Annotated in this window: 18 protein-coding genes; 6 read left to right on the top strand and 12 right to left on the bottom strand. The window is 72.4% G+C overall.

Going from position 1 to position 20,847, the window contains the following annotated elements; genetic code table 11:
• Window positions 1-180: 180 nt before the first annotated feature.
• On the top strand, window positions 181-1,164 hold the full coding sequence (locus ABZY45_RS08785; RefSeq protein WP_356737551.1) for a glycosyltransferase family 2 protein: 984 nt from the start codon (window positions 181-183) through the stop codon (window positions 1,162-1,164).
• Window positions 1,161-2,501, top strand: coding sequence for a polysialyltransferase family glycosyltransferase (locus ABZY45_RS08780; RefSeq protein WP_356737549.1), 1,341 nt, complete (start codon window positions 1,161-1,163; stop codon window positions 2,499-2,501). Before ABZY45_RS08785 ends, ABZY45_RS08780 begins: the two co-directional genes overlap by 4 nt.
• Before the next feature lie 29 nt (window positions 2,502-2,530).
• On the opposite strand, the gene ABZY45_RS08775 is transcribed toward ABZY45_RS08780, so the two are convergent.
• From ABZY45_RS08775 to ABZY45_RS08755, 5 genes are read right to left on the bottom strand one after another with little or no spacing between them, the layout of a single operon-like run.
• Window positions 2,531-3,637, bottom strand: a complete 1,107-nt coding sequence (locus ABZY45_RS08775; protein ID WP_356737547.1) for an acyltransferase — start codon at window positions 3,635-3,637, stop codon at window positions 2,531-2,533.
• Between the two features lie 50 nt (window positions 3,638-3,687).
• On the bottom strand, window positions 3,688-6,147 hold the full coding sequence (locus tag ABZY45_RS08770; protein ID WP_356737545.1) for a polysaccharide pyruvyl transferase family protein: 2,460 nt from the start codon (window positions 6,145-6,147) through the stop codon (window positions 3,688-3,690).
• Window positions 6,144-7,430, bottom strand: a complete 1,287-nt coding sequence (locus ABZY45_RS08765) for a tetratricopeptide repeat protein (RefSeq protein WP_356737543.1) — start codon at window positions 7,428-7,430, stop codon at window positions 6,144-6,146. Before ABZY45_RS08765 ends, ABZY45_RS08770 begins: the two co-directional genes overlap by 4 nt.
• Before the next feature lie 58 nt (window positions 7,431-7,488).
• Complete coding sequence (locus tag ABZY45_RS08760) at window positions 7,489-8,838, bottom strand: polysialyltransferase family glycosyltransferase (protein WP_356737541.1); 1,350 nt, start codon at window positions 8,836-8,838, stop codon at window positions 7,489-7,491.
• A 3-nt stretch (window positions 8,839-8,841) separates the two neighbouring features.
• Window positions 8,842-9,807 (bottom strand): glycosyltransferase family 2 protein, encoded by a 966-nt coding sequence (locus ABZY45_RS08755; protein WP_356737539.1) that lies wholly within the window; start codon window positions 9,805-9,807, stop codon window positions 8,842-8,844.
• Window positions 9,808-10,011: 204 nt separating this feature from the next.
• On the opposite strand from ABZY45_RS08755, the gene ABZY45_RS08750 reads away from it, so the two are divergent.
• Window positions 10,012-10,470 (top strand): MarR family winged helix-turn-helix transcriptional regulator, encoded by a 459-nt coding sequence (locus ABZY45_RS08750; protein ID WP_356737537.1) that lies wholly within the window; start codon window positions 10,012-10,014, stop codon window positions 10,468-10,470.
• A 118-nt stretch (window positions 10,471-10,588) separates the two neighbouring features.
• Here the strand turns inward: ABZY45_RS08750 and leuE are convergent, their stop codons facing one another.
• Window positions 10,589-11,248 (bottom strand): leucine efflux protein LeuE, encoded by a 660-nt coding sequence (gene leuE, locus ABZY45_RS08745; protein WP_356737535.1) that lies wholly within the window; start codon window positions 11,246-11,248, stop codon window positions 10,589-10,591.
• 190 nt (window positions 11,249-11,438) lie between these two features.
• Window positions 11,439-13,028, bottom strand: coding sequence for a methylmalonyl-CoA mutase family protein (locus ABZY45_RS08740; RefSeq protein ID WP_356737533.1), 1,590 nt, complete (start codon window positions 13,026-13,028; stop codon window positions 11,439-11,441).
• Window positions 13,029-13,280: 252 nt separating this feature from the next.
• Here ABZY45_RS08740 and ABZY45_RS08735 point away from each other — a divergent pair, with 252 nt between their 5' ends.
• On the top strand, window positions 13,281-14,153 hold the full coding sequence (locus tag ABZY45_RS08735) for a L,D-transpeptidase family protein (protein ID WP_356737531.1): 873 nt from the start codon (window positions 13,281-13,283) through the stop codon (window positions 14,151-14,153).
• 190 nt (window positions 14,154-14,343) lie between these two features.
• Here ABZY45_RS08735 and ABZY45_RS08730 read toward each other — a convergent pair whose 3' ends face one another.
• From ABZY45_RS08730 to ABZY45_RS08710, 5 genes are all read right to left on the bottom strand, one after another.
• Window positions 14,344-15,501, bottom strand: a complete 1,158-nt coding sequence (locus ABZY45_RS08730; protein WP_356737529.1) for a hypothetical protein — start codon at window positions 15,499-15,501, stop codon at window positions 14,344-14,346.
• Entirely contained in the window at window positions 15,501-16,184 is a 684-nt protein-coding gene (locus tag ABZY45_RS08725) for an RNA polymerase sigma factor (protein WP_356737527.1), read from the bottom strand. The genes ABZY45_RS08730 and ABZY45_RS08725 overlap by 1 nt, the downstream gene beginning before the upstream one ends.
• Window positions 16,185-16,454: 270 nt before the next feature.
• Window positions 16,455-17,063: a hypothetical protein gene (locus tag ABZY45_RS08720; protein WP_356737525.1), complete on the bottom strand. Its 609-nt coding sequence runs from the start codon at window positions 17,061-17,063 to the stop codon at window positions 16,455-16,457.
• A gap of 117 nt (window positions 17,064-17,180) precedes the next feature.
• Window positions 17,181-17,687 (bottom strand): hypothetical protein, encoded by a 507-nt coding sequence (locus ABZY45_RS08715; protein WP_356737523.1) that lies wholly within the window; start codon window positions 17,685-17,687, stop codon window positions 17,181-17,183.
• 88 nt (window positions 17,688-17,775) lie between these two features.
• Complete coding sequence (locus tag ABZY45_RS08710; protein ID WP_356737521.1) at window positions 17,776-19,362, bottom strand: family 20 glycosylhydrolase; 1,587 nt, start codon at window positions 19,360-19,362, stop codon at window positions 17,776-17,778.
• A gap of 404 nt (window positions 19,363-19,766) precedes the next feature.
• Between ABZY45_RS08710 and ABZY45_RS08705 the strand changes: the two genes are divergently transcribed.
• Together ABZY45_RS08705 and sdhC are read left to right on the top strand one after the other, a co-directional pair.
• Window positions 19,767-20,297: a 2-oxo-4-hydroxy-4-carboxy-5-ureidoimidazoline decarboxylase gene (locus ABZY45_RS08705; protein WP_356737519.1), complete on the top strand. Its 531-nt coding sequence runs from the start codon at window positions 19,767-19,769 to the stop codon at window positions 20,295-20,297.
• Between the two features lie 167 nt (window positions 20,298-20,464).
• Window positions 20,465-20,845, top strand: coding sequence for a succinate dehydrogenase, cytochrome b556 subunit (gene sdhC / locus ABZY45_RS08700; protein ID WP_014154475.1), 381 nt, complete (start codon window positions 20,465-20,467; stop codon window positions 20,843-20,845).
• Window positions 20,846-20,847 lie beyond the last annotated feature (2 nt).

The following is a 20,847-nucleotide window of genomic DNA, read 5'->3' as shown; positions in this document are numbered from 1 at the left end:
CCGCGGCCCAACGCGGTGGCAACAGATGGTTAACAGCCGGTCGACGATTGGTTACCCGGCTCCCCGCCGGGGTGAATCTGCCCCGCATACAAGCGGGTTCACTTTTCGGCCGCGCGTCGTTCACTTTCCGTACGCGCGGGGGACAAGGCAAATGCCGGGGCCGCCCCTAACGTGACGCACGTGGTCAAGCTCTCCGTCATCGTGCCGTTCTTCAACGTCCAGGCCTACGCGTCCGACACCCTCAGAAGCCTGCGGGCCAATACCCGCGAGGACTTCGAGTTCATCCTCGTCGACGACTGCTCGACCGACGGAACGGCCGGTCTCCTGCGCCGGGCCGGGGAGGAGGTGCCGGGGGTGGTCGTACACCGGCACGAGAGCAACGCCGGTCTGGCGACGGCCCGCAACACGGGCCTGGACGCGGCCCGCGGTGAGTACATCGCCTTCCTGGACGGCGACGACTGGGTCGCCCCCGGCCACTACGCCCGCCTCCTCGCGCAGACCGAGGCGCTGGGCTGCGAGTTCGTGCGTACGGACCACGTCCAGGTCACCGGCACGGCCCGTACGGTGCGCCGCGTCCCGCACGGTCCGCGCGGGGTGGTGAGCGCCCCCCGGGACGCGATCCTGCCGGCCGCCCGGACGACATCGGTGGACTACGCGTTCGCCTGGGCCGGGCTCTACCACCGCGGTCTGCTGGAAAAGGGACTGCTGCATTTCACGGACGGCCTGCGCACCGCCGAGGACCGGCCCTGGATCTGGCGGCTGCACCGGCAGGCGAAATCCTTCGCCGTGCTCGGAAATCTCAGCCATTTCTACCGGAGGGGAATAGCCTCCTCCCTCACCCAGATCGGCGACGAGCGCCAACTGGATTTCATTCGCGCATATGACCAGGTGCTGTCCGAGACCGCCGCGGACCGTGACGCGGACACACTTCTGCCGAAAGCGGTGCGGACGTACTGCGCCGTCATCGCCCATCACGTCGGCGCCGTGGGCAAATTCGAACCGCAGGTGGCCCGCACTCTCCGATCACTCGGTTCGGCGGCACTCAGAAACATGCCGCGGGCCGTTCTGGACGAAGTCCTGGACACCATGGACACCGAGCGGGCGACCGTACTGCGCAGGCTGCGCCGCCGCCCCGCCGGCATCAAGGAGACGACCGCCGCGTGACCGTCCAGATCTTCGCCGCCTCCAGCACCCACGGAACGGCCGTACTCGCCGCGGCCGTCGACTCCGGCTGCTTCGCCGACTCGTCCCGCCGCGTCCTGCTGCTCTGCGACACCACGGCCGTCCCGGAGGCAGCGCCCCCGGCCGCCACGCTGCCCGGGTCCGATGCGCTGCGCTCCCGCTTCGACGAGGTGCTCTCGTGGAACGACGCCGTCTCTCCCCTGCACCCTGCGGCCTGGACCCCTCGCCCCGACGACGTGCCCCTCTGGGAGCGCCATCTGCGCCGCGCCTGGGGCCTCGGGGACGAGGAGGTCGAGCTGGTGCTGGAGTCCCCGCACGCCTCCCCCGCCCAGGCGCTCGCCCAGATCTTCACCGGTGTCCCGGTCACGGTGTACGCGGAGGGGCTGACCGGATACGGCCCGACAGGCGGGAAGATCAGCCCGCTGATCGGCACCCGTGTCCGGCAGTTGCTCCACCCGGACCTTCTTCCCGGCCTGGAGCCGCTGCTGCTGGCCGAGTACGACGTGCCCTCCCGTCCGCTGCCCACCGCCGCCCTGCTCAAGGTCTACGGCGAACTGGCCGCGACCGCGCCCGGGTTCACCTCCCCCGAGGGCGCCGCTCTGCTGCTCCTCCCCGAGCCCGGAGCGCTTCCTGCGGCCGACGAGGCGGAACTCGGGCTGCGGATGGTGCGCGGCGCGGTGGCCCTCGGCCACACGCGCCTCGTCCTCCAGCCGCACCCTCGCGCACCCGCGTTCTCCGCCGGGGCGCTGCGGGCGGAGGCGGCACGCCTCGGTGCCGGACTCACCGTGCCGGCCTTCGATGTGCCCGGCGCCCCGGTCCCGGCCGAGGTCCTCTTCGAGCGGCTGCGGCCCGCGCTCGTCGTGGGCTGCTCGTCGACCGCGCTGCTCACCGCGTCGGTGTTCTACGGCCTGCCCGTGGCCAGGACCGGAACCGGCACGCTTCTGGAGCGGCTCGCCCCGTACGAGAACCCCGCCAGGATCCCGGTGACGGTCATCGACGCGCTGCTGCCCGACCTGGCCGACGCCGCCGCCGTGCGGGAGCAGTCGCCTCCGGGACGGGAGACGGTGGCCGGGGCCCTCGGCGGTCTGCTGGAGGCCGTCGGCTTCGCCATGCGCCCGCGTGTGCGCCCGGATCTCCGGCCCGCCGCCGAGCGCTATCTCTCCACCCGGCTCGACGCGGGGACCTGGCGCTACTTCAAGCGCCGCCGCCTGGGCTCGCTCGCCCTCCCCGGCGCCGTACCCAACCGGCTGGCCTTCCTCCGCCGCAACACGACCCTGCGCCGGATGGCCCGCCGCGCCCGCGCCCTCGCGCGCCGCTGAAGGCGGCCCGGGGCCCGCACCTGCGGGGCTCAGCCCAGCAGGCGCGTCAGGCCCAGGCGGGTCCACAGGAGAGCGGCGGCGAAGGAGAGGGCCGTGGTGGCGGCGGTGACGGCGACCACCAGCGCCGCCGCCGCCGGCAGGCCGGGACCGGCGTCGACCAGGAGGTCGGTGAGTACGCCCAGGACCAGGACGTGGATCATGTACGCCCCGAACGAGGCGCCCGCCAGCCGGGTCAGCGCGGGGCGCAGGCGCTCGGGGACCCGCACCCGGTGCAGGGAGAACAGAACCCCCGCGCTGAACAGGGCCACCAGGAGGCTCGCGTACGGGATCGCGTAGTGCACCCCGTGCTGGTACGCGACGATCGCGGCCAGCGCCCCGCACGCCGGGAGCAGCCACCACAGCCCACGCCTGCCGAAGGCCCCCTCGGGCAGTGCGAGCAGCAGGGCGCCCAGTACCGCGTAGATCAGCTGGTACGGGCCGAAGCCCCAGCCGAAGCGCGGCAGGTCCAGGCCGGTGACCTGGGACAGGTCACCGAAGAGGGAGGGAGCCGCCCCCAGGACGAGGAGGGCGGCGCCGAGGCCCCAGGGGCGCTTGCCCGACTTCACCAGGACGGCGAAGGCGAGGAGCATGATCACGGGGATGTAGGCGTACAGGTACCACAGGTGGTAGGCCGGGCGGACCGAGGCGAACAGCGCGTCGAGCGCCAGCTCGCCGACCGGGTGGTCGTTGGTGCCGCGCAGTCTCCCCCAGGCCAGGTACAGCGCCGTCCACACCCCGAGCGGGACCACGATCCGCACGATCCGCTGCCACAGCTGCCGGCCGTCGCGCACCGGGGCGCCGACGAGGACGACCCATCCCGCGATCGCGAAGAACAGCGGTACGGCGAAGCGGCCCGCCGAGTCCGCGACCAGACCGGCCCAGTAGGTACCGGGCCCGTCGGAGGCCTCGCGGCCCGTCGTGTTCACGAACGCGGAGCCCGCGTGGCAGAGGATCACGCCGACCGAGCAGAGCAGCCGGACCAGATCGACGTCGTGACGGTGTTCACGGCGCGGGCGGGCGTCGGGGCCGGGGCCGGGCTGCGGGGAGACGGAGGGGGCGGGCGGGCCCGCCGGGGAGACAGAGGAAGACATGGTCATCGAAGGCTATGAACGCTCGGGTACGGGGTGAACTCCGGTCAGGTGAACAGTCACTTCGCCCGGGTGTCGGGCAGGTGAAGGCCGCGTGCCGGCTCGGCGGCCCGGGGGCCCGGCACATGCGGGACGGGACGGTCGGAGAAGGGGTCGGGCAGCCCGAACAGGCCCTGGAGTTCACGGAGGTTGGCACGGGTGACCGACCAGAGGTGCTCCTGCCTGCCGTGCACGTCGGCCACGGCGGCCGGGTGGTGGTCCAGCACCTGGGCCGCGCGCTCGGCGAGGCGGGCCCCCAGGGACCGGTCGTGGACGGACAGGCCCCACTCGGGCCGCTCGATGTCGGAGAGGAAGTAGGCGAGCTTGGGGTGCGAGACCAGGCTGATGATCGGTGTGCCGCAGCCGAAGGGGATCATCCCCGCGTGCCCGCGCATGCCGATGACCAGGCGTGTGCGCCGGTAGAGCTCGCGGATCCGGTCGTTGGAGAACAGGTACAGCGGCTCCACCGGGAGGGAGATTCCGTGCTCCCTGCGCAGGTCGTGGACGAACTTCTCGTCGGCCGGCATGTGCGCCGCGTAACGGACCTCGGCGCGCTCGCCGATGGCGCGTACGGCGGCGGCGGTCTCGCCCAGGAAGTGGCCGTAGTCATGGCCGAAGCGCAGACCGGCCCGGTCGTAGGCGCAGTTGACCAGCACGGTGTCGTCCCGCTGCTCCGCGCCCGCCGGGCCGTCGAGCCCGGGGTCGAGGTGGCGGGCCACGGTCGTGGGGCAGGGCTGGTAGCGCACCCGGTCGCGCAGTTCGTCCGGCAGGAGCTCCCTGACCCGCTCGACGGAGCCCTGGTTGCGCAGCCCGAAGAAGGCCGATTTCTCGACCAGGGCGCGCAGGCTCGCCGCGAAGCGCTCGCGGCGGTAGCGCTGGCCGTCGAAGACGTTGTACCCGACCGCGAAGACGGCGAGCGGCGCGGTGATCCGGGCGAGGACGGCGTCGGGGATGTTCCACTGCCAGCCGCTGTTGCCGTTGGGTGCGGTGTCCGGGAGGAAGAGCCCGCCCCCGCCGACCACGATGCCGCGCCGGGCGTTCAGCTCCTCCAGGCAGGGCTCGTCGACCAGGCGGTGCACGGACCGCTCGTACCAGCGGTCGGGCCCGGTGCCGGGGCCGAAGCACATCCGTACCGCCTCCGGCAGCACCTTGTCACCCGCGTTCTCCTGGCCGTCCGCGAACAGGGCTACGTGGGCGAGCTGTTCACCCGGGACGGCCTGGCCCCCGGAGGGGCCAGGGGCTGGGCCGGAGCGGGTACGGACGTACCAGGCGTGGCAGTTGGCGTCGGTGGGGTCGGCGTCGAGGCCGTCCAGGGCGTAGCCCCGCGCGTCATCGGTCCGCCCGAGCAGCCAGGCGAGACGGGCGAGCTGGCCGTAGGCGCGGGCGGCGAAGTCCGGGGACACGGTGGCCAGGAGCAGGTGCGTCTCGGCCTCCTCGTAGCGGGACAGCGCCATCAGGCTCGTGCCCAGCGTCTCGTGGCAGCGCGGCAGGTCGGGCCGGCCCGCCACGACGGGGGCCAGCAGGGCGACGGCCTCGTCGTGACGTCCCTGCTGTCGGTGCACCTCGGCGACCTGCCGCACGAGGTCCACCGGCGCACGCCCCCCGTCGGGGAACGGCAGGGCGCAGTGCAGGAGCAGTTCCGGGTGCTTGGGGCCGGGCAGGGCGCAGTAGGCGGCGCGGAATGCCTCGTCGTCCAGTTCGTACCGCTCACGCGCCGCGCGCGCCGGAGCGGAGGAGGCGGAGGGCAGGGGTAGCGCGTCGTAACCCTCGGCGTGTGCGTCGCCTTCGCCCTCACCGAAGCGCAGGACGACGGTGCTGTCGGGGACCGGGGTGTCGTCGTGCAGGTGCCCGGCCGGGACGTCGTAACGGGAGGCGAGCGGCACGAGGAGCCCTTCCTCCCTCAGGGCCCGGTCGACCGCCGCTGCGTCACCCAGTGCCGCCGCGCGGAGGACGGGGGCCGTCACGTCCCGGAGCTGGATCACGGCGAGCCCGCCGTACGGCACGCCCGGGCTGCCGGAGGGGACGACGGCGACGCCCGTGCGCAGGGCCAGCAGCGGTGCGAGCGGTCCGAGGACGACCGAGCCGGGGGCGAAGGCGACGACGGTGTCGTAGCCGGTCGGACGGAAGACGTCGAGCGGGGCCTCGGCGGGCCGCGGGACGAGACGGGGGTGCAGCCGGCGGGCGGCGTCGAACGCGGAGTCGGGCAGTCCGGGGTGCAGGACGAGGAAGTCCTCGCAGACGGCCGGGTCGCTGAGGGCGAGGCTCCGCAGCAGCACCAGGAGGCCGGGCATCCGGTCCTCGTCGGCATACGCGGCGAACGCGACCCGCCGCTTGCCGGTGACCGCGCGCCGGTCGTCGGCGGCCTCGGGGGCGGCCGGTGCTTCCACAACGGCCCGGTCACCGGCGGCCTCGGGTACGGGCTCTTTGGGGTGGGCGGGTCCGGCCGGTCTGTCTGCGGTGGGTTCGGCGGGGGTGTTCATCTCAGCGCGGTCCTCATCTCGGTCTCGTCCTCGTGTCTCGCGTGGGCCGCGACCCATGCGCGCTCGCGCGGCAGCAGTTGCCCCGGCAGTCCGAAACCGATGAGGTCGAGCCGTCCGGCCGCGTCCAGGAAGTCGAGCAGCCGGAGCACCGTGAACGCGGTGCTGGTCCGTGTCCCCCAGCCGTCCTCGCCGAGCAGCGCCGGATCGTCCAGGGGGTGCCTCAGGGAGGCGTCCCCGATGCGGTCCTGGGCGCCCGCGACCAGCCGGGTGCGCAGGGCGCGGCGCCAGTGCGCGAGGGTGTCGCCGAAGACGATCCGGGTCTCCGCCCGGTCGTTCCAGGCGGGGCCCGTCCACGGGGCGCCGCCGCGCAGGGTGACGGCGTGCAGGTCGGTGCGCGGGGCGTCGGCGGGGACGCCGTCGCAGCGCACCACCAGGTCGTATCCGCCGATCAGCTCGGCGAGTCGGCTGCCGGGGGCCCGCTCCTCCTCGGCGATCCGGGGCGCACCCGCGACCAGGACCACGGAGCGCCCGGCGACGAGGCGGCGCAAAGCGGGCACCCCGAGCGGCTCCGCGCCACCGAGCAGCGGATCGGCGGTCCTGTCCCGGTCCAGCAGGCGCCGGTAGGCGGCGTACAGCGTGTTGAGGCGGCGGACGGCAGGGTCGGACATACCGCCGGCCCCGGCGGTCCGCTGCCGTACGACCTCGGCGAAGGCGGTACGCGCTTCGGCGGCGGGAGCGTCGCGCAGGGCGCGCAGACGGGTGCCGTCCTCACCGGGGACCAGTTCCGCGGCCTCTTCCAGGCAGGCGCGGAGTTCCTTGAGCGTGGCGATCCTGCGCACGATGTCCTGCGCGGACGCCGGATTCTGCTGGAGCGTCAGGTGGTGCTCGTACGCCTCGACGGCCTCGTCCCTCCGGCCGAGGGCGTCCAGGGCGCGCCCCCGCAACCGCCACGCGCCCTTGGACCTGGGCCGCAGCCCGGTCGCCTCCACTGCGATGTCCAGTGCGAGGCGGGTCTCGGTCTCGCCGCCCGACTCCAGGGCGCGCAGGCCGGTCCTCAGCAGCGCGTCGAACAGGCTGTCCGCGTCGGTGCCGCAGGCCGTCGTGAGACCGCCGATGGCGGCGACCAGCCGGGTCCGGCGTGCGTCGCTCAGAGGCCCGACCGCGGCGAGGCCGGCGAGGTAGTCACCGCACAGGCGCAGGGATGCGGGCGCGGTCTGCACCGTGGCGTCCTGTCCCGTTCTGGCCCGTACTGCCTTGAGCAGCCCCGTGAAGGTCTGGCCCATGCTCGTTCCGCCGTTCTGTGATCAGTGGCCGGCCGGGGCGCGCGCCCCGGTTCCGGGGTCAGAGGCCCAGGCTGGTGCGGGTGCGTCGTACGGTGCGGCGCAGCCGGATCGCCGCACCCCGCGGGCCGCCGCCGGGAAGCGTGAGCTTCTGCAGGCGGCGGCGCTTGAAGTAGCGCTGTGTACCGGCGCCGAGGTGCTCCCGCAGCCAGGACTCGGCCTCGGCGCGCAGCGCGGGGTGGAGGCCCGCCTGCATGCAGTAGCCGACCGTCCTGACCAGCGGCGCGAGGGTGCCGGGTGCGGTGGACGGCAGGTGCGGGACGGGCTCGCCCGCCTGCTCGTCCAGGTCGGGCACGAGGTGGTCGACGATCGTCAGCGGGATACGGTTGCTGTTCTCGTACGGGGTGATGCGGTCCAGGACGAGTCCGGTGCCGACGCGGGCGACGGGGATGCCGTAGTACACCGCGGCGGTGAACATGGCGGTCGAGAAGCAGCCGACGACGAGGGTGGGCGCGCAGCGCTCGTAGAGGGTCTCGGCGAGCAGCGGGCTGTTCAGCGTGGTCAGCCGCACCCCCAGCTCGGCGGCGGCGTCGTCCAGGGCCTTGGAGTAGCCGGCCGGCGCGGTGGGGTGCGGCTTGAAGAGCACGGAGGTGTGACCCGCCCGCACCGCGCCGCGCAGCATGCGGACGTGCAGGTCCTCCTCCTCCTCGGCGGTGAGGATGTTCAGGGCCGCGAGGTACTGCCCGAGCAGGACGGCGGTAGGCGCCTCGGCGTCGAGCGCCGCGAGCTGCCGGTCGCCGTCGGCCGACCCCGCGATCTCGCCGAGCACCTTGCGGAAGGCGTCGCTCGGCACGAGCTCGGGCTCGACGCCGGACTCCGCCAGGAGGAGCGGTCGCAGTCCCGGTACGAGGTCGAGGTGGAGCACCCGCTGGATGCGGCAGGCGATGGAGCGCGGCACCTTGTTGCGGGTCGGGCCGTAGCTCATCAGGCCGTCCGCGTAGACGTGCACGGCGCTCTCGGCGAAGATCGCGGCGAGTGCGCGGGCGGGGTTGACCTGGATGGACTCGACGGCGAGCTCGACGGGCCCGGCGGGGTCGATGCCCCAGGCGAGGCGGAAGGCGCGCTGCCAGAGCTCGGTCTCCTCGGCGCGCGGCCCCCAACCGCTCGGGTGGTGCGGGCTGATGGCCTCGTTCCAGTCGACGACGGAGTCGAAGCGGGCGGCGATGTCACCGTAGCCGCGCATCTCCTCCAGCCGGAGGGCGGTCTCGGGGACCGCGGCGTTGTTGGAGACGAGCAGGACGCGGTGGCTGTCCTGCCCCGGTCCGAACTGCCCGGCGTCGAGGGCCGCGGCGAGCGTGGCCGCCCCGTACAGGGTCGATACCTGGAAGATCTGGGTGCGTCGGGTGGGCATGGGTCAGGCGGCCTTCTGCTTGTCACGCAGGCGGTTGAGCAGGGTGCTGCGCTTGGCGTCCATCATCGTCAGGGTGTGGTCGAGCACCTGCTGCGGCATGCGGTGCAGCGCGGCGGCCGACTCGTGGCGCAGGCGCCGGAAGGTGGCGGGCTCGTACACGTCCGCCTTCTCGTTGTGGAAGGCGATCATCGCGCAGTAGGTACGGACCGCCTTGGGGAGGAGGAGCTCCGCGTCCCGGTCCTCGCGGATCTCGTCCAGCAGCGCGTCGTAGGCCGGGAAGAAGTCCAGCTGGCGGGAGTCCTTGATCTGGGTCAGTGAGGTGGTGACGCCGCGCCGGTAGAAGATGCCGTACAGGTTGAGCGCCGCGCAGGTGCGGGCCCGCAGGTGCAGCTGCCAGATCCACAGCCGGTCCTCGGCGGTGCGCAGCCGGGTGGTGAAGCGGTGGCCGCCGTCGTCGAAGAGCCGCCGGTGGTAGACGCCCGCCCAGACGAAGGGGTAGTCGACCATCGTCTCCCGGTCGGGCGAGGCGATGCCCTCCCGCGGGTTCAGCACGGTCTCACGGAGCGGTGCGGGTGCGCGCTTGACGACCCGGCTCGTCCCGGTGGCCTGGACGTGGTCGGTGCGGGCGAAGTCGCAGTCCAGCTCGGCGGCGGCGTGCAGCAGCCGGCCCAGGTGGCCGGGGGCGTACCAGTCGTCGCCGTCCAGGAAGGTGACGAAGTCACCCCGGGCCGCGTCGATGCCGCTGTTGCGGGCCGCCGCGATGCCCAGGTTCTTCTCGTGCCGGATGACCTCGGCGTTCGGAAGTCTGTCGGCCCAGCGGTCGATGACGGCCGGTGTGTCGTCCGTGGAGCAGTCGTCCACCAGCAGGAATTCGATGTCAGGGCCGGTGTTGCGGGCGAGACTGCCCAGCGTCGTGTCGGCGAAGGCGCCGACATTGTGGAACGGAACGACAACGGACAGTTTCGGCACGCGGGCCCTCACCTTCGATCATGGTCCGCACACGCTAGTGAGCGGGATGAAGGAGCGGGTGTCACCCGGCCCGACGAACGGTGAACTCTGGGCGTCTCCGGGGTGACGCCCGCCGTCCGGGCCTCTCGGGGGCGAGGGCTCGCCGCATGCGCCGACCGGGTGGGCCTTGACCTCAACTTCGCTTGAGGTCCTACCGTCCGGGCCATGGACTACTCACATGACGACGAAGGACTGGCACGGCAGCCCATCGGCTACTGGAGCTGGGCCGCCCACAAGGCGACCGTGACCCACATCCGGGCGGCGCTGGCCGAACACGACCTGACCCAGCCGCCCTGGTGGGTGCTGAACCAGCTCACCGAGGCGGACGAGCACGGCCGTCCGCGCGCCGAGGTGGTCGCGATGCTCAGCGGCTATCTGGACGTCGGCGATTCCCTGGAGCCCGAGATCGACGGCCTCGTCGCCCGAGGCCTGGTCACCGAGGACGCGAACACCAGGCTCCGGCTGACGCCCGAGGGTCACGCGCTGCGCGCCGAGGCGGCCGCACGGGTCGGCAGGGCGAGCGCGGAGATCCACGACGGCATCCCGGACGAGGAGTTCGTGGCCGCGCTCAAGGTCCTCCAGCGCATGATCCACAACGTGGGCGGCAAGGCCTGGCACCACTGAGGCCCGGCGCCACCGAGGCGGTGCCACCACAGTCCGGCGCCACGGGACCCGGCCGCTGGGGTCCCGCACGACCGGGCCCGGCACCGCCGAACCCGGGCCTACGGCCCCGCCGCCCCGCTCAGACGCTGCTGAACGACAGCTTGGCCGCGAATCCGAGGAACAGCACGCCCGCCGCCGAAGTGGCCCCGGCCGACAGCCGCTTGCGGCGGCGGAACACGGCGGCCAGGCGGGTGCCGCCGAATATGAGCGACGAGAGGTAGAGGAAGCTGCCGAGCTGGAGCAGGGTGCCGAGCAGCAGGAAGGACAGCGCCGGATAGGCGTACCCGGGATCGACGAACTGCACGAAGAAGGAGATCAGGAACAGGATGGCCTTCGGATTGAAGAGGCTGACCACGAGCGCCCGCCGGTAGGGGTGCTCCACCCCCGCCACGGGTGCCGGGTCCTCGTCCGTCAGCTCGGCCACACGCTGGTGCCGCTCCCGCCACATCGAGACGGCCGCCCGCAGCATTCCGATCGCCATCCACGTCAGATAGCCCGCGCCCGCGTACTTGACGACGGCGAACAGCAGCGGCGTCGTCTGGAGCAGCGAAGCGGCCCCCAGCGCGGACAGCGTCATCAGGATCGTGTCACCGGTCCATACACCCGCGGCGGCCACATAACCGGTGCGCACCCCGCGCCGGGCGGCGACGGACAGCACGTACAGCGAATTCGGCCCCGGCAGCAGAATGATCAGCGCGAGGCCGGCGAGATAGGTCGGAAGATCGGTGACACCCAGCATGAACGGAGTGTCGCACGCGGGTACGACACTCCGTCCGGGTGGTCCGCGATACGGAGGATCACTCCTCGCCGCCGCCCCTCGCCGCCCGGAACCGGCCTCCTGCGAGGAAGGGGCGCCCGCGAGGGACGGGCGCCGGCAAGGAACGGGCGCCCGCGAGGAACTGGCGACCGCGACGCAGGGGCCCTGCCGCTCAGAACGCGTCCGTCGGGACGTACGCGCCCCAGACCTCCCGCAGCGCGTTGCAGACCTCGCCCACCGTGGCCCGCGCCCTCAGCGCGTCCTTCATCGGGTAGAGCACGTTGGCGGTGCCCGCTTCGCTCTCCGCCGCCTTCCGCAGCTCCGCAAGCGCCGCGTCCACCGCCCCCTGGTCGCGCTCGGCCCGGAGCTTCGCGAGCCGCGCCGCCTGCTGGGCCTCGATCGCCGGGTCCACGCGGAGCGGCTCGTACGGCTCCTCCTCGTCGAGGCGGAAGCGGTTCACACCGACCACGACGCGCTCGCCGCTGTCCGTCTCCTGGGCGATGCGATAGGCGCTGCGCTCGATCTCCCCCTTCTGGAAGCCGCGTTCGATGGCTTCGACCGCACCACCCATGTCCTCGACCTTGAGCATCAGCTCCAGGGCGGCGGCCTCGACGTCGTCGGTCATCTTCTCGACGACGTACGAGCCGGCGAACGGGTCCACCGTCGCGGTCACGTCCGTCTCGTAGGCCAGGACCTGCTGGGTGCGCAGGGCGAGGCGGGCCGACTTGTCCGTCGGCAGTGCGATCGCCTCGTCGAAGGAGTTGGTGTGCAGCGACTGCGTGCCGCCGAGGACCGCGCCGAGTCCCTGCACGGCCACCCTGACCAGGTTGACCTCGGGCTGCTGGGCGGTCAGCTGCACCCCGGCGGTCTGGGTGTGGAAGCGCAGCATCAGCGACTTGGGGTTCTTCGCGCCGAACTCGTCCCGCATCACCTTCGCCCAGATCCGGCGCGCGGCACGGAACTTGGCGACCTCCTCCAGGATCGTCGTACGGGCGACGAAGAAGAAGGAGAGCCTGGGGGCGAAGTCGTCGACGTCCATGCCCGCGGCGACGGCGGTACGCACGTACTCGATGCCGTCAGCGAGGGTGAACGCGATCTCCTGCGCGGGAGACGCCCCCGCCTCGGCCATGTGGTAGCCCGAGATCGAGATGGTGTTCCACTTCGGGATCTCGGCCTTGCAGTACTTGAAGATGTCGGCGATCAGCCGCAGCGAGGGCTTCGGCGGGAAGATGTAGGTGCCCCGGGCGATGTACTCCTTGAGCACGTCGTTCTGGATGGTGCCGGTCAGCCGGTCGGCCGGAACTCCCTGCTCCTCCGCGACGAGTTGGTAGAGCAGGAGAAGGAGCGAGGCGGGGGCGTTGATGGTCATCGAGGTGGAGACCTGGTCCAGCGGGATACCGCCGAACAGGACGCGCATGTCGTCGATCGAGTCGATCGCCACCCCGACCTTGCCCACCTCGCCGGAGGCGATCGGGGCGTCCGAGTCGTGTCCCATCTGGGTGGGCAGGTCGAACGCGACGGACAGTCCCGTCGTGCCGTTGGCGATCAGCTGCTTGTAGCGGGCGTTGGACTCGGCGGCGGTGCCGAATCCGGCGTACTGCCGCATCGTCCACGGCCGGCCCGTGTACATCGTGGGGTAGACACCGCGCGTGAAGGGGAACTCGCCCGGGCCGCCCAGCTTCTCCTCGGGCCGCCAGCCGTCGAGTGCTTCCGGCCCGTACACCGGCTCGATGGGCAGTCCCGACTCGGACTCACGCGTCATGTGCTGTGCCTCCCGCTCAAGCTACTTATCGGTAACAGGTGTCGCGACGGACTCTAGCGGCGGCGCCGCGGCCTGCGAGGGGCCTTCGCTGGGACCTTGCTCACAGCCCGCGCCCACACATCCGGGCCCAGGTCCCCATCATGCTCAGGATTCGGCAACCGGGCAGGACGGGAATCCGTCTCAGGGGATGTCCGAGCGGGATGTCCGGGCCGCGTGGCGGCGACGGTGTGGGCCGAGGGCCAGGGGGACGGGATGCGACACGTACGGACGTACAGCCTCGGGCGCGTACGGCGCGTTCCGAGGGCACTGGCCATCGGCGTGCTCGCGCTGGCCGGCCTGACCACGGGGTGCGAGCCCGGCGCCGTGGGCGTCACGCAGCCCACCGCCGCGACGCCCGCGGCCACGCGCACGGCGGACGACTCCAAGCCGTCCGGCGGCCCGTCGAGCCCCTCGGCCATGCCGTCCAGGACGCCGGCTGCGCGGCCCGCACCTCCCGCGACCCTGATGTCCACCGGGGACCGGAGCCGGCAGGTGCGGGAGCTCCAGGCCCGGCTGCGCCAGATCGGCCACTTCGACCGCGGCCCCACCGGTTACTACGGCGCCGTCACGGCCGCATCCGTGACGTCGTTCCAGGGCAAGCGGGGCCTGCCCCGCACGGGCAGGACCGACACGGTGACCTGGCAGCGGCTGCTCGCGATGACACGGAAGCCGACGGCGAAGGAGCTCGACCCGGCGGTCGCCGGACCCGCGGCGCGCCCCGACGCGCGCTGCCTGACGGGCCGGGTCCTGTGCGTCAGCAAGAACAGCCGCACGCTGTCCTGGATGATCGACGGCCGGGTCCTGTCGTCGATGGACGTACGGTTCGGTTCGCAGTACACCCCCACCCGCGAGGGCACCTTCTCGGTGTACTGGAAGTCCCGCCACCACGTCTCGACCCTCTACGACTCCCCCATGCCGTACGCCATGTTCTTCAGCGGCGGCCAGGCGGTGCACTACTCGTCGGACTTCGCGGCTCGCGGATACAACGGGGCCTCGCACGGCTGCGTGAACGTACGGGACGAGGGGAAGATCGCCGCGCTCTTCGAGCAGGTGAAGAACGGGGACAAGGTCGTCATCCACCAGTAGCGGGACCGTCGTCCGGCTGGACCGGATGAGGGGCGCGGGCGGGACCGGGGGAACGTGTCCCGCCCGCGCCGGGGTGCGCTGAGCCGAAGGTACGGGGGGAACCCCGGCTCATTGCGCGGCCGATGACCAGTCGGCACTCACTACTGCGCCGCAGGGCCGAAGAACGTTACAGCGGCCACGTCTGCGCAGGTCAGAGGGTTACGGAGGAGAGGCGGAACGCCGAGCTCCGAGAGGAGGCGTCCGTCGGCCGCGCGGCCTCCCCGCCCTTCCGGGCGCCGTCCTGCGTGCCGCCGGAGGACAACGTGCCGCCGGCGGACCAGGTGCCGCCGGCCGAGGGGGTGTCCTCCGATGACCGCGCGCTCTCTGACTGCGTGCGGAAGATGACCGAGGGAAGCGTTCCGTTCCCGCCGGCGCCCTCACCCTTCCCGCCGTTGCCCTTGTGGTCGTCCTGGCCGGGGCGGCCCTCACCGCCGCTCTCCTCGCCGCGGTCGTCCCCCTCCAGGAGCCGGTCGCAGAAGCGGTCCAGGTTGCGCTCGCCGTCGGCCAGTTCGAGGAGGCGGCGCTCGTCCTCCTCGCTCAGGGTGTCGTCGCGATAGCCACGGCAGGCCCGGACGGACCTCGCGTACACGTCGGCCGCCGACTCCCCCGGCCTCCGCCCGTCCGTGCCGTCCTGGGTGCCGCCGCCTGCGGCGCCGGTCTCCGGGTCCCGGTCGCGGCCCGTCGTACCGTCGCCGTCCTGTCCCTCATCGTCCGCCGTACCGCCGTCCGCACCGCCGGACGTGTCCGAGGGCGCCGGAGAGGCGGACGCCCCGGGAGTGAGGGAGGGCGCGGCGGACGGCGCTCCGGCGTCGGGCACCTCCGCCCCCAGTTCCTCGGGAGTCGCGGCGGCAGAGACCGAGACAGCGGGCGCGGCAGGGCCCTCGCCGCCGAACGGAGTGGGGAGGACGCCCGTGCTCCCGGCGAACGCCACCCCGCCGAGCGCACACCCGGCGAGCGAGACCGCGAGACCCAAGCGCACCGGCCGGGTCCAGCGGGGGCGCCGCACCGGCGCCTCGGGCGCGTTCCCGATGCGTACGGTGTGCGGCGCTTCCTGCCGCCCGACGGGTCCCGCGGGGCTCGTGGATCCGCTACGCTCCCCGCCACGGAACGCCTCACGGTAGGCGGCCAGCACCGCTGCCTCGCCGGGGAGTTCGGCACCGGAGGGTTCCGGCGTCCGCAGGGTGCGCAGTGCCGCGTCGAGTCGCCGGGCCTCGGCTCTCGCATGCTCGCCGACGGGCTCGACGGCATCGCCGCGGAGCAACATCTCCGCTGCGTCCGCGTCAAGCCACTGGTGCTGCTCGTCGGCCATCACATGTCCTTCTGCGTCCACGGACGCGAATGCGTCACACCGGCGGGCGCCACCGGGCCCTGGCGGCCGGGCCTCTGCGCGGGTACGGCGCCGAGTTCCTTGGCCGCCACCGGAAGCTCGTCGTCCGGGCCGGGGTCGGCACCGAGCAGCTCCGCGAGCCGCTTCAGCCCGCGGTGGGCGGCGGTGCGGACGGCGCCGGGCCGCTTTCCGAGGGTCTGGGCCGCGCTCTTCGCGTCGAGCCCGACCACGACACGCAGCACGACGGCCTCGGCCTGGTCCTGGGGCAGCTGCGCGATGAACGACATGGCCCGTCCGGTGGCCATCGACTCCAGCGCCTCGTCCGCCGTGTCGGACTCCGCCGGCTCGCCGGCCAGTTCGCTCTCGTCCCCGCCGATCGCCGGGCGCCTGCCCCGCATGCGTATGTGGTCGAGGGACCGGTTGCGCGCTATCCGGGCCGCCCAGCCCCGGAAGCGGTCGGCGTCCCCGCTGAACCGGGCGAGGTCACGCGCTATCTGGAGCCAGGACTCGGAGGCCACGTCCTCGGCGTCCGGTTCACCGACCAGCGTCCGTATGTATCCCAGCAACCGCGGGTGCACAGCGCGGTACACAGTCCGGAAGGCGTCCTCGTCCCCGGCCTGTGCCGCGAGCACCGCGGCAGTCAGCTCCGCGTCGTCCCCCAGCACTTCCTCAACCCGCCCCGCTGATCCGAATCGCAGCTGGTCACTGCTGCCGCGCCACCCTGCGCGAATCAGCACGCTACGTGGTCGGACGGTTCCCCGTCCATGACTTGTACAACCCGCAACTGTTTCCTGACACAGCGCGGTGTGACAGAAAACGCACCGGTGGCGCTGAGATGAGTACGGGGTCGCCCTGCGGCCCTGTGGAAGACGGCCGGGGCCTCTCCTGTGGGGGGTGGCGGCCCCGGCCGTCCTTCCGTCGTCGCCGGCACGACGTCACGGCTGGGGCGCCCCGCCGGGCCTGGTCCGGCCTCGAGCGCGGCGGGACATCACCGCACGCAGCACCCGTCGGCCTTCGACCGACACATCCATGACCTTGCGCAGGCCCGTCGCACCGCCGGCCGTCTCCGCACCCTCGGAGAGGGTCTCCAGTATCTCGGCCTGGCGCCGGACCTCACCCGCGAGAAGTGGGCCCCCCTCCACCGGCCCGCCCTCACGGCAGCGGTTCAGTGTCTCCGCGTCGGTCGCGGACGGGAAGTCGAACCGGCCGTGCACGTCGAGCGCGAGGAGCGAGCAGGCGTCCGCCCAGGCGCGCAGCGGCGCCGCCGCGAAGTCCCGGGGCGCGGCACCGAGCAGTGTGACCACGCGGGCCGCCGTGGCGGCGTTCCCCGAGGCGCCGTCGGCGCCGGTCCGTTCCAGCCGCGCAAGCACGGCGTCCAGCCTGGTGGCCCACTCCGCGCCGGTCTCACAGCTCGCCCAGAGCGGGCGCAGCGGTTCCGGATCGCTCCCGTCCTCCTGCGGCGGAAGGCAGCGGTCCAGGCAGGCGAGCCCACTCGCCGCCAGACCTCGCTCGTCGGCGTCCGCGATCAGCTCCAGCAGACTCATCGACACCTCCCCCATCCGTCCATCGGTTGCACGGGAGCGCAGCGCCGCCCGTTACCGGATACAGCGCCCGATGGCCGAAAAGCGTCACTGTGCCGACACGGAGGATCACCACGGGACTCAGCCGGACCGGCTCTGGATGCCCAGGCGGTCCAGAAATGTAAAGAAAAGTTCCTCCGCAGACCGCTCGGGCCAGTCGACACGGAGCAGTTCGAGCAGGGGCCCTTCGAGGACGCCATGGCCGGATTCCGCCGCCCACTGCACGGCGCGCCGGGCCGCGTCCTCGGGTGGCAGGAAGAAGTCCTCGATCGTCATCCCGTCCCGGTCCATGTTCGCGGCCATCGGAGCCCGGCCCAGACAGGCGTACCAGGAGCCGCTGTACGGCGCCGCCGCCTCCACGGCCACGCAGACGCCGTCCATGACGGACCCGAGGAGCACCGGCGCACGCGCGGCGTCGGCGAAGGCGGTCATGCTGCCCAGCGAGGGTTCGGTGGGGTGGGCCCAGACCTGCCAGCCGTCCGCGCGGTACTCCCGTAACGTCAGCCGCTCGCGCACGTCGTGCAGCGCGGGGTGGCCGATGAGCGGCTCACCGCTGCGGCCCACCAGATAGCAGCCCCAGAAACCCACGTCTCGCTCCCCCCGCGGCCCGGGGTGTCATCCTTCCCACCGGACACCGCGGGGAAGCGCGAAATCAGGTCAACGCGCGCCCGCTGACTCACCGGGTGCTGTCGGCGAGCTTCTCGAACTGGGCCCAGGTCAGCTTCGGCTCGCGCGGGTCCCACAGCTTCTGCGAGACGGCGTTGAGCGGCATCCGTATCCCCTCGGCCACCTGCTCCTGGGTCTGCGCGTTCGGCAGGTCGCCCCAGACCGCGAACCGGCCGCCCAGGATCTGCTTCGAGTAGCGCTCGGCCACGGGCTCGGTGCCGCGCAGGACGAACGGGGTCCACTGCTCGTAGATGCGCTCGCCCGTCGGGTAGGTGAAGTCGTTGGGCTCGCCGAGTACGTAGTAGAGGAACTCGTCGTTGAGGTTGATCACGTCACGCCCCTCCGCGAGGTACTCCTGGGGCGGCCTGGCGCCGATCTCCTTGCCCGTCCAGTACTCGACTTCGATGCCCTTGTGGGCGGTGACCGTGCCGCCGCTGAAGAAGCCGTCGTTCCACGCCTTGGGGATCTTCTCCGCCTTGCGGATGACGGCCGCCCGGTCGTTCAGCCAGCCCTCGGTGAGGTCCTGGACCGTGGCGCCTTCGCCGTACTTCTCCCGCGCGGCCGTGGCCAGCTGCGGGTAGGAGGCGGCCGGATCGCTCACGGTGAGGGCCTGGTACTCGTCGGCGCCGACGTGGAACCAGTCGCCGGGGAAGAGCTCGGCGTACTCGGTCAGCAGGTCGTCGACGATCTCCGCGGAGGCGGACTTGGAGATGTCGATGGCGCCCTGCCGCGGGACGCCCTGGGTGTTGCGCAGCTGGAGGTCGGGGTGGGCGCGCAGGACGGCGCCGAGGTGTCCCGGGGAGTCGATCTCGCCGACGACGGTGATGTGGAGGCTCTGGGCCAGCTTCACGATCCGGCGTACGTCGGCCTTGCTGAGGTGCTGCTCCGAGACCACCTCGGGGTGGGTGTCGGACTCGATCCGGAAGGCCTGGTCGTCGGAGAAGTGCAGGCCGAGCTGGTTCAGCTTGAGGTCGGCCATCTCGCGCAGCCGGTTCTCGATCCACTCGACCGAGTAGTACTTGCGTGCGATGTCGAGGTTGAGTCCGCGCTGCGGGCGGTCGGGGGTGTCGCGGACGACGCCCTCGGGCATGGACCCGTCGGCGTTCAGGGACTGCTTGAGCGTGCGGGTCCCGTAGAAGACCCCGGCCTGGCCGGTGCCGCTGATGGTGACCCGGTCCCCGGCGGTCTTGAGGGTGTAGGACTCCGGGCCCCCCTTGCCGGAGGAGGCGAGCGTCAGCTGGACGTCCCCGGCCCCGGGGGCCTTCTCGCCCCCGTAGCGGATCTTCAGCTCCCGCGCGAGCAGCTTCGCCTCGTCGGTGAGCCCGGGGTCGGCCGCCACGACCGTGCTGTCCTTCTCCGGTTTCCAGCCGGGCCCGCGTGCGGGGGTGTGCTCGCGCACCGCGGGTATCGTCCGCGGCGTCGTGGAGAGCGGATAGCTCCGGCTGGGCGACGGCGAGGCGGGGGTGCGGGCAGCGGACGCCGGCCCGTTCTGCGTCCCGGAGCCGGAGCCCTCGGGCCAGACGACGACGGTGAGGGTGACGGCGGCGGCCGCCGCGACGGCCGCGCCGGCCACCATGGGTCCACGTGAAGGCGACATCGGTCAGAAACCTCCGGATAGGGAGAAAAACAGTCCACAGAAGATGAGAAAGTCAGGCATTTCCCCCACCGGAGCGTCCATCAAGCGTTCCGAAACTCTCCCGTGCGGGTGAATTTCGCGCTTCCTTCAGTCGCGCGTCACGCAGCCTCGCTAGCGTTGACGGCACACAAGGCGCAGTCCTCACTTCCACCCCCCACGCAACCTCGACGCTCTCGGACCCCTCTCCAGGGTCACAGATGTCACTCATTCGAGGAGTCCCGCTGTCCAGGTCCAGCGAGTCCCACGCAGGCCCGCCGGAGCCACAGCGGCAGGCGGGGCGGACGGCCGTACCCGTGCAGAGCCGGGGCACCGCCCCGGCCGTCGGGGAGCCCCCGGTGGAGGCCTCCATTCCGGAACCAGTGTCCGTGAGGACGCGTGCGAGTGCCCACTCGAGCGGTCTCGCCCGCTTCAACGCCTGGCCCCGGGAGCTGGCCGAAGCCGCCCTGCTGGAGTGCTGCGGCAGTCACCGCTGGGCCCTGAGACTGGCCGCACACCGGCCCTATCCGGACCTGGACACCCTGCTCGCCGCCTCCGACGAGGCCGGGTACGACCTCGCGCACACGGACATCTCCGAGGCGCTCGCGGCGGAGAGCGCCCCCTGCCTGCACCACGACGCGCCCCGCGCCGCCCACCTGGCGCTGCGCGCCGCGCACGCCGCGTACGAGAGCCGCTTCGGCCACGTCTTCGTGATCTGCCTCGACGGCCTGCGGCCCTCCCTCCACGTCGACCAGGTGCTGGCCGCCATCCGGACCCGGCTGGCGCACGACCCGGACGAGGAGCGCTCGCTGACCGCGGAGGAGATGCGGCGACTCGCCCGGGGCCGCATCATCGAGCTGGTGACGGAGGCGGGCCGGGCGCCCGACCCGTTCCCCCCGGTGGCATATGACCCCCAGTAGCCCGTCCGTGCCTGTTTGATTGCCACTTTGATCACACCGCCAGGCCCCGCCGCCATGGAACCGACAATGCGTCGCTACGATGGCCGGGGCCGGTGGACCGTACCCGGCCGGGTCAGACCGACAGTCAAGCCGGCCGACCCCAATCCCCGCTCCCGGAGGGTTCTTCCGTGCCGGCTGGAACGCTGTACCGCGGCCGGGAAGGCATGTGGTCCTGGGTGGCTCATCGAGTCACCGGTGTCCTCATTTTCTTCTTCCTGTTCGTACACGTCCTGGACACCGCTCTCGTGCGTGTCTCCCCTGAGGCGTACGACGACGTCGTGGCCACATACAAGACCCCGCTCGTCGCGCTGCTCGAGTACGGCCTGGTGGCCGCCATCCTCTTCCACGCGCTGAACGGTCTCCGTATCGTCGCCGTGGACTTCTGGGCCAAGGGCCCGCGCTACCAGAAGCAGATGCTCTGGACCGTCCTCGGTATCTGGATCGTGCTGATGGTCGGGGCCCTGTACCCCGTCCTCGGCCACGCCGTACGTGAAGTCTTCGGGAGCTGAGG

The sequence above is a fragment of the Streptomyces sp. NPDC006516 genome (genome assembly GCF_040611875.1).
In the GTDB taxonomy this organism is placed as follows: domain Bacteria; phylum Actinomycetota; class Actinomycetes; order Streptomycetales; family Streptomycetaceae; genus Streptomyces.
This window is presented reverse-complemented; position numbering and strand designations above follow the sequence as displayed.

Excerpts from the sequence above, each read along its gene's own strand:
- leuE (WP_356737535.1), bottom strand. The coding sequence starts at position 11,248 with ATGCTGGGTGTCACCGATCTTCCGACCTATCTCGCCGGCCTCGCGCTG.
- ABZY45_RS08760 (WP_356737541.1), bottom strand. The coding sequence starts at position 8,838 with ATGCCCACCCGACGCACCCAGATCTTCCAGGTATCGACCCTGTACGGG.
- ABZY45_RS08770 (WP_356737545.1), bottom strand. The coding sequence starts at position 6,147 with ATGAACACCCCCGCCGAACCCACCGCAGACAGACCGGCCGGACCCGCC.
- ABZY45_RS08740 (WP_356737533.1), bottom strand. The coding sequence starts at position 13,028 with ATGACGCGTGAGTCCGAGTCGGGACTGCCCATCGAGCCGGTGTACGGG.
- ABZY45_RS08775 (WP_356737547.1), bottom strand. The coding sequence starts at position 3,637 with ATGACCATGTCTTCCTCTGTCTCCCCGGCGGGCCCGCCCGCCCCCTCC.
- ABZY45_RS08750 (WP_356737537.1), top strand. The coding sequence starts at position 10,012 with ATGGACTACTCACATGACGACGAAGGACTGGCACGGCAGCCCATCGGC.
- ABZY45_RS08730 (WP_356737529.1), bottom strand. The coding sequence starts at position 15,501 with ATGGCCGACGAGCAGCACCAGTGGCTTGACGCGGACGCAGCGGAGATG.
- ABZY45_RS08735 (WP_356737531.1), top strand. The coding sequence starts at position 13,281 with ATGCGACACGTACGGACGTACAGCCTCGGGCGCGTACGGCGCGTTCCG.
- ABZY45_RS08765 (WP_356737543.1), bottom strand. The coding sequence starts at position 7,430 with ATGGGCCAGACCTTCACGGGGCTGCTCAAGGCAGTACGGGCCAGAACG.
- ABZY45_RS08710 (WP_356737521.1), bottom strand. The coding sequence starts at position 19,362 with ATGTCGCCTTCACGTGGACCCATGGTGGCCGGCGCGGCCGTCGCGGCG.
- ABZY45_RS08720 (WP_356737525.1), bottom strand. The coding sequence starts at position 17,063 with ATGAGTCTGCTGGAGCTGATCGCGGACGCCGACGAGCGAGGTCTGGCG.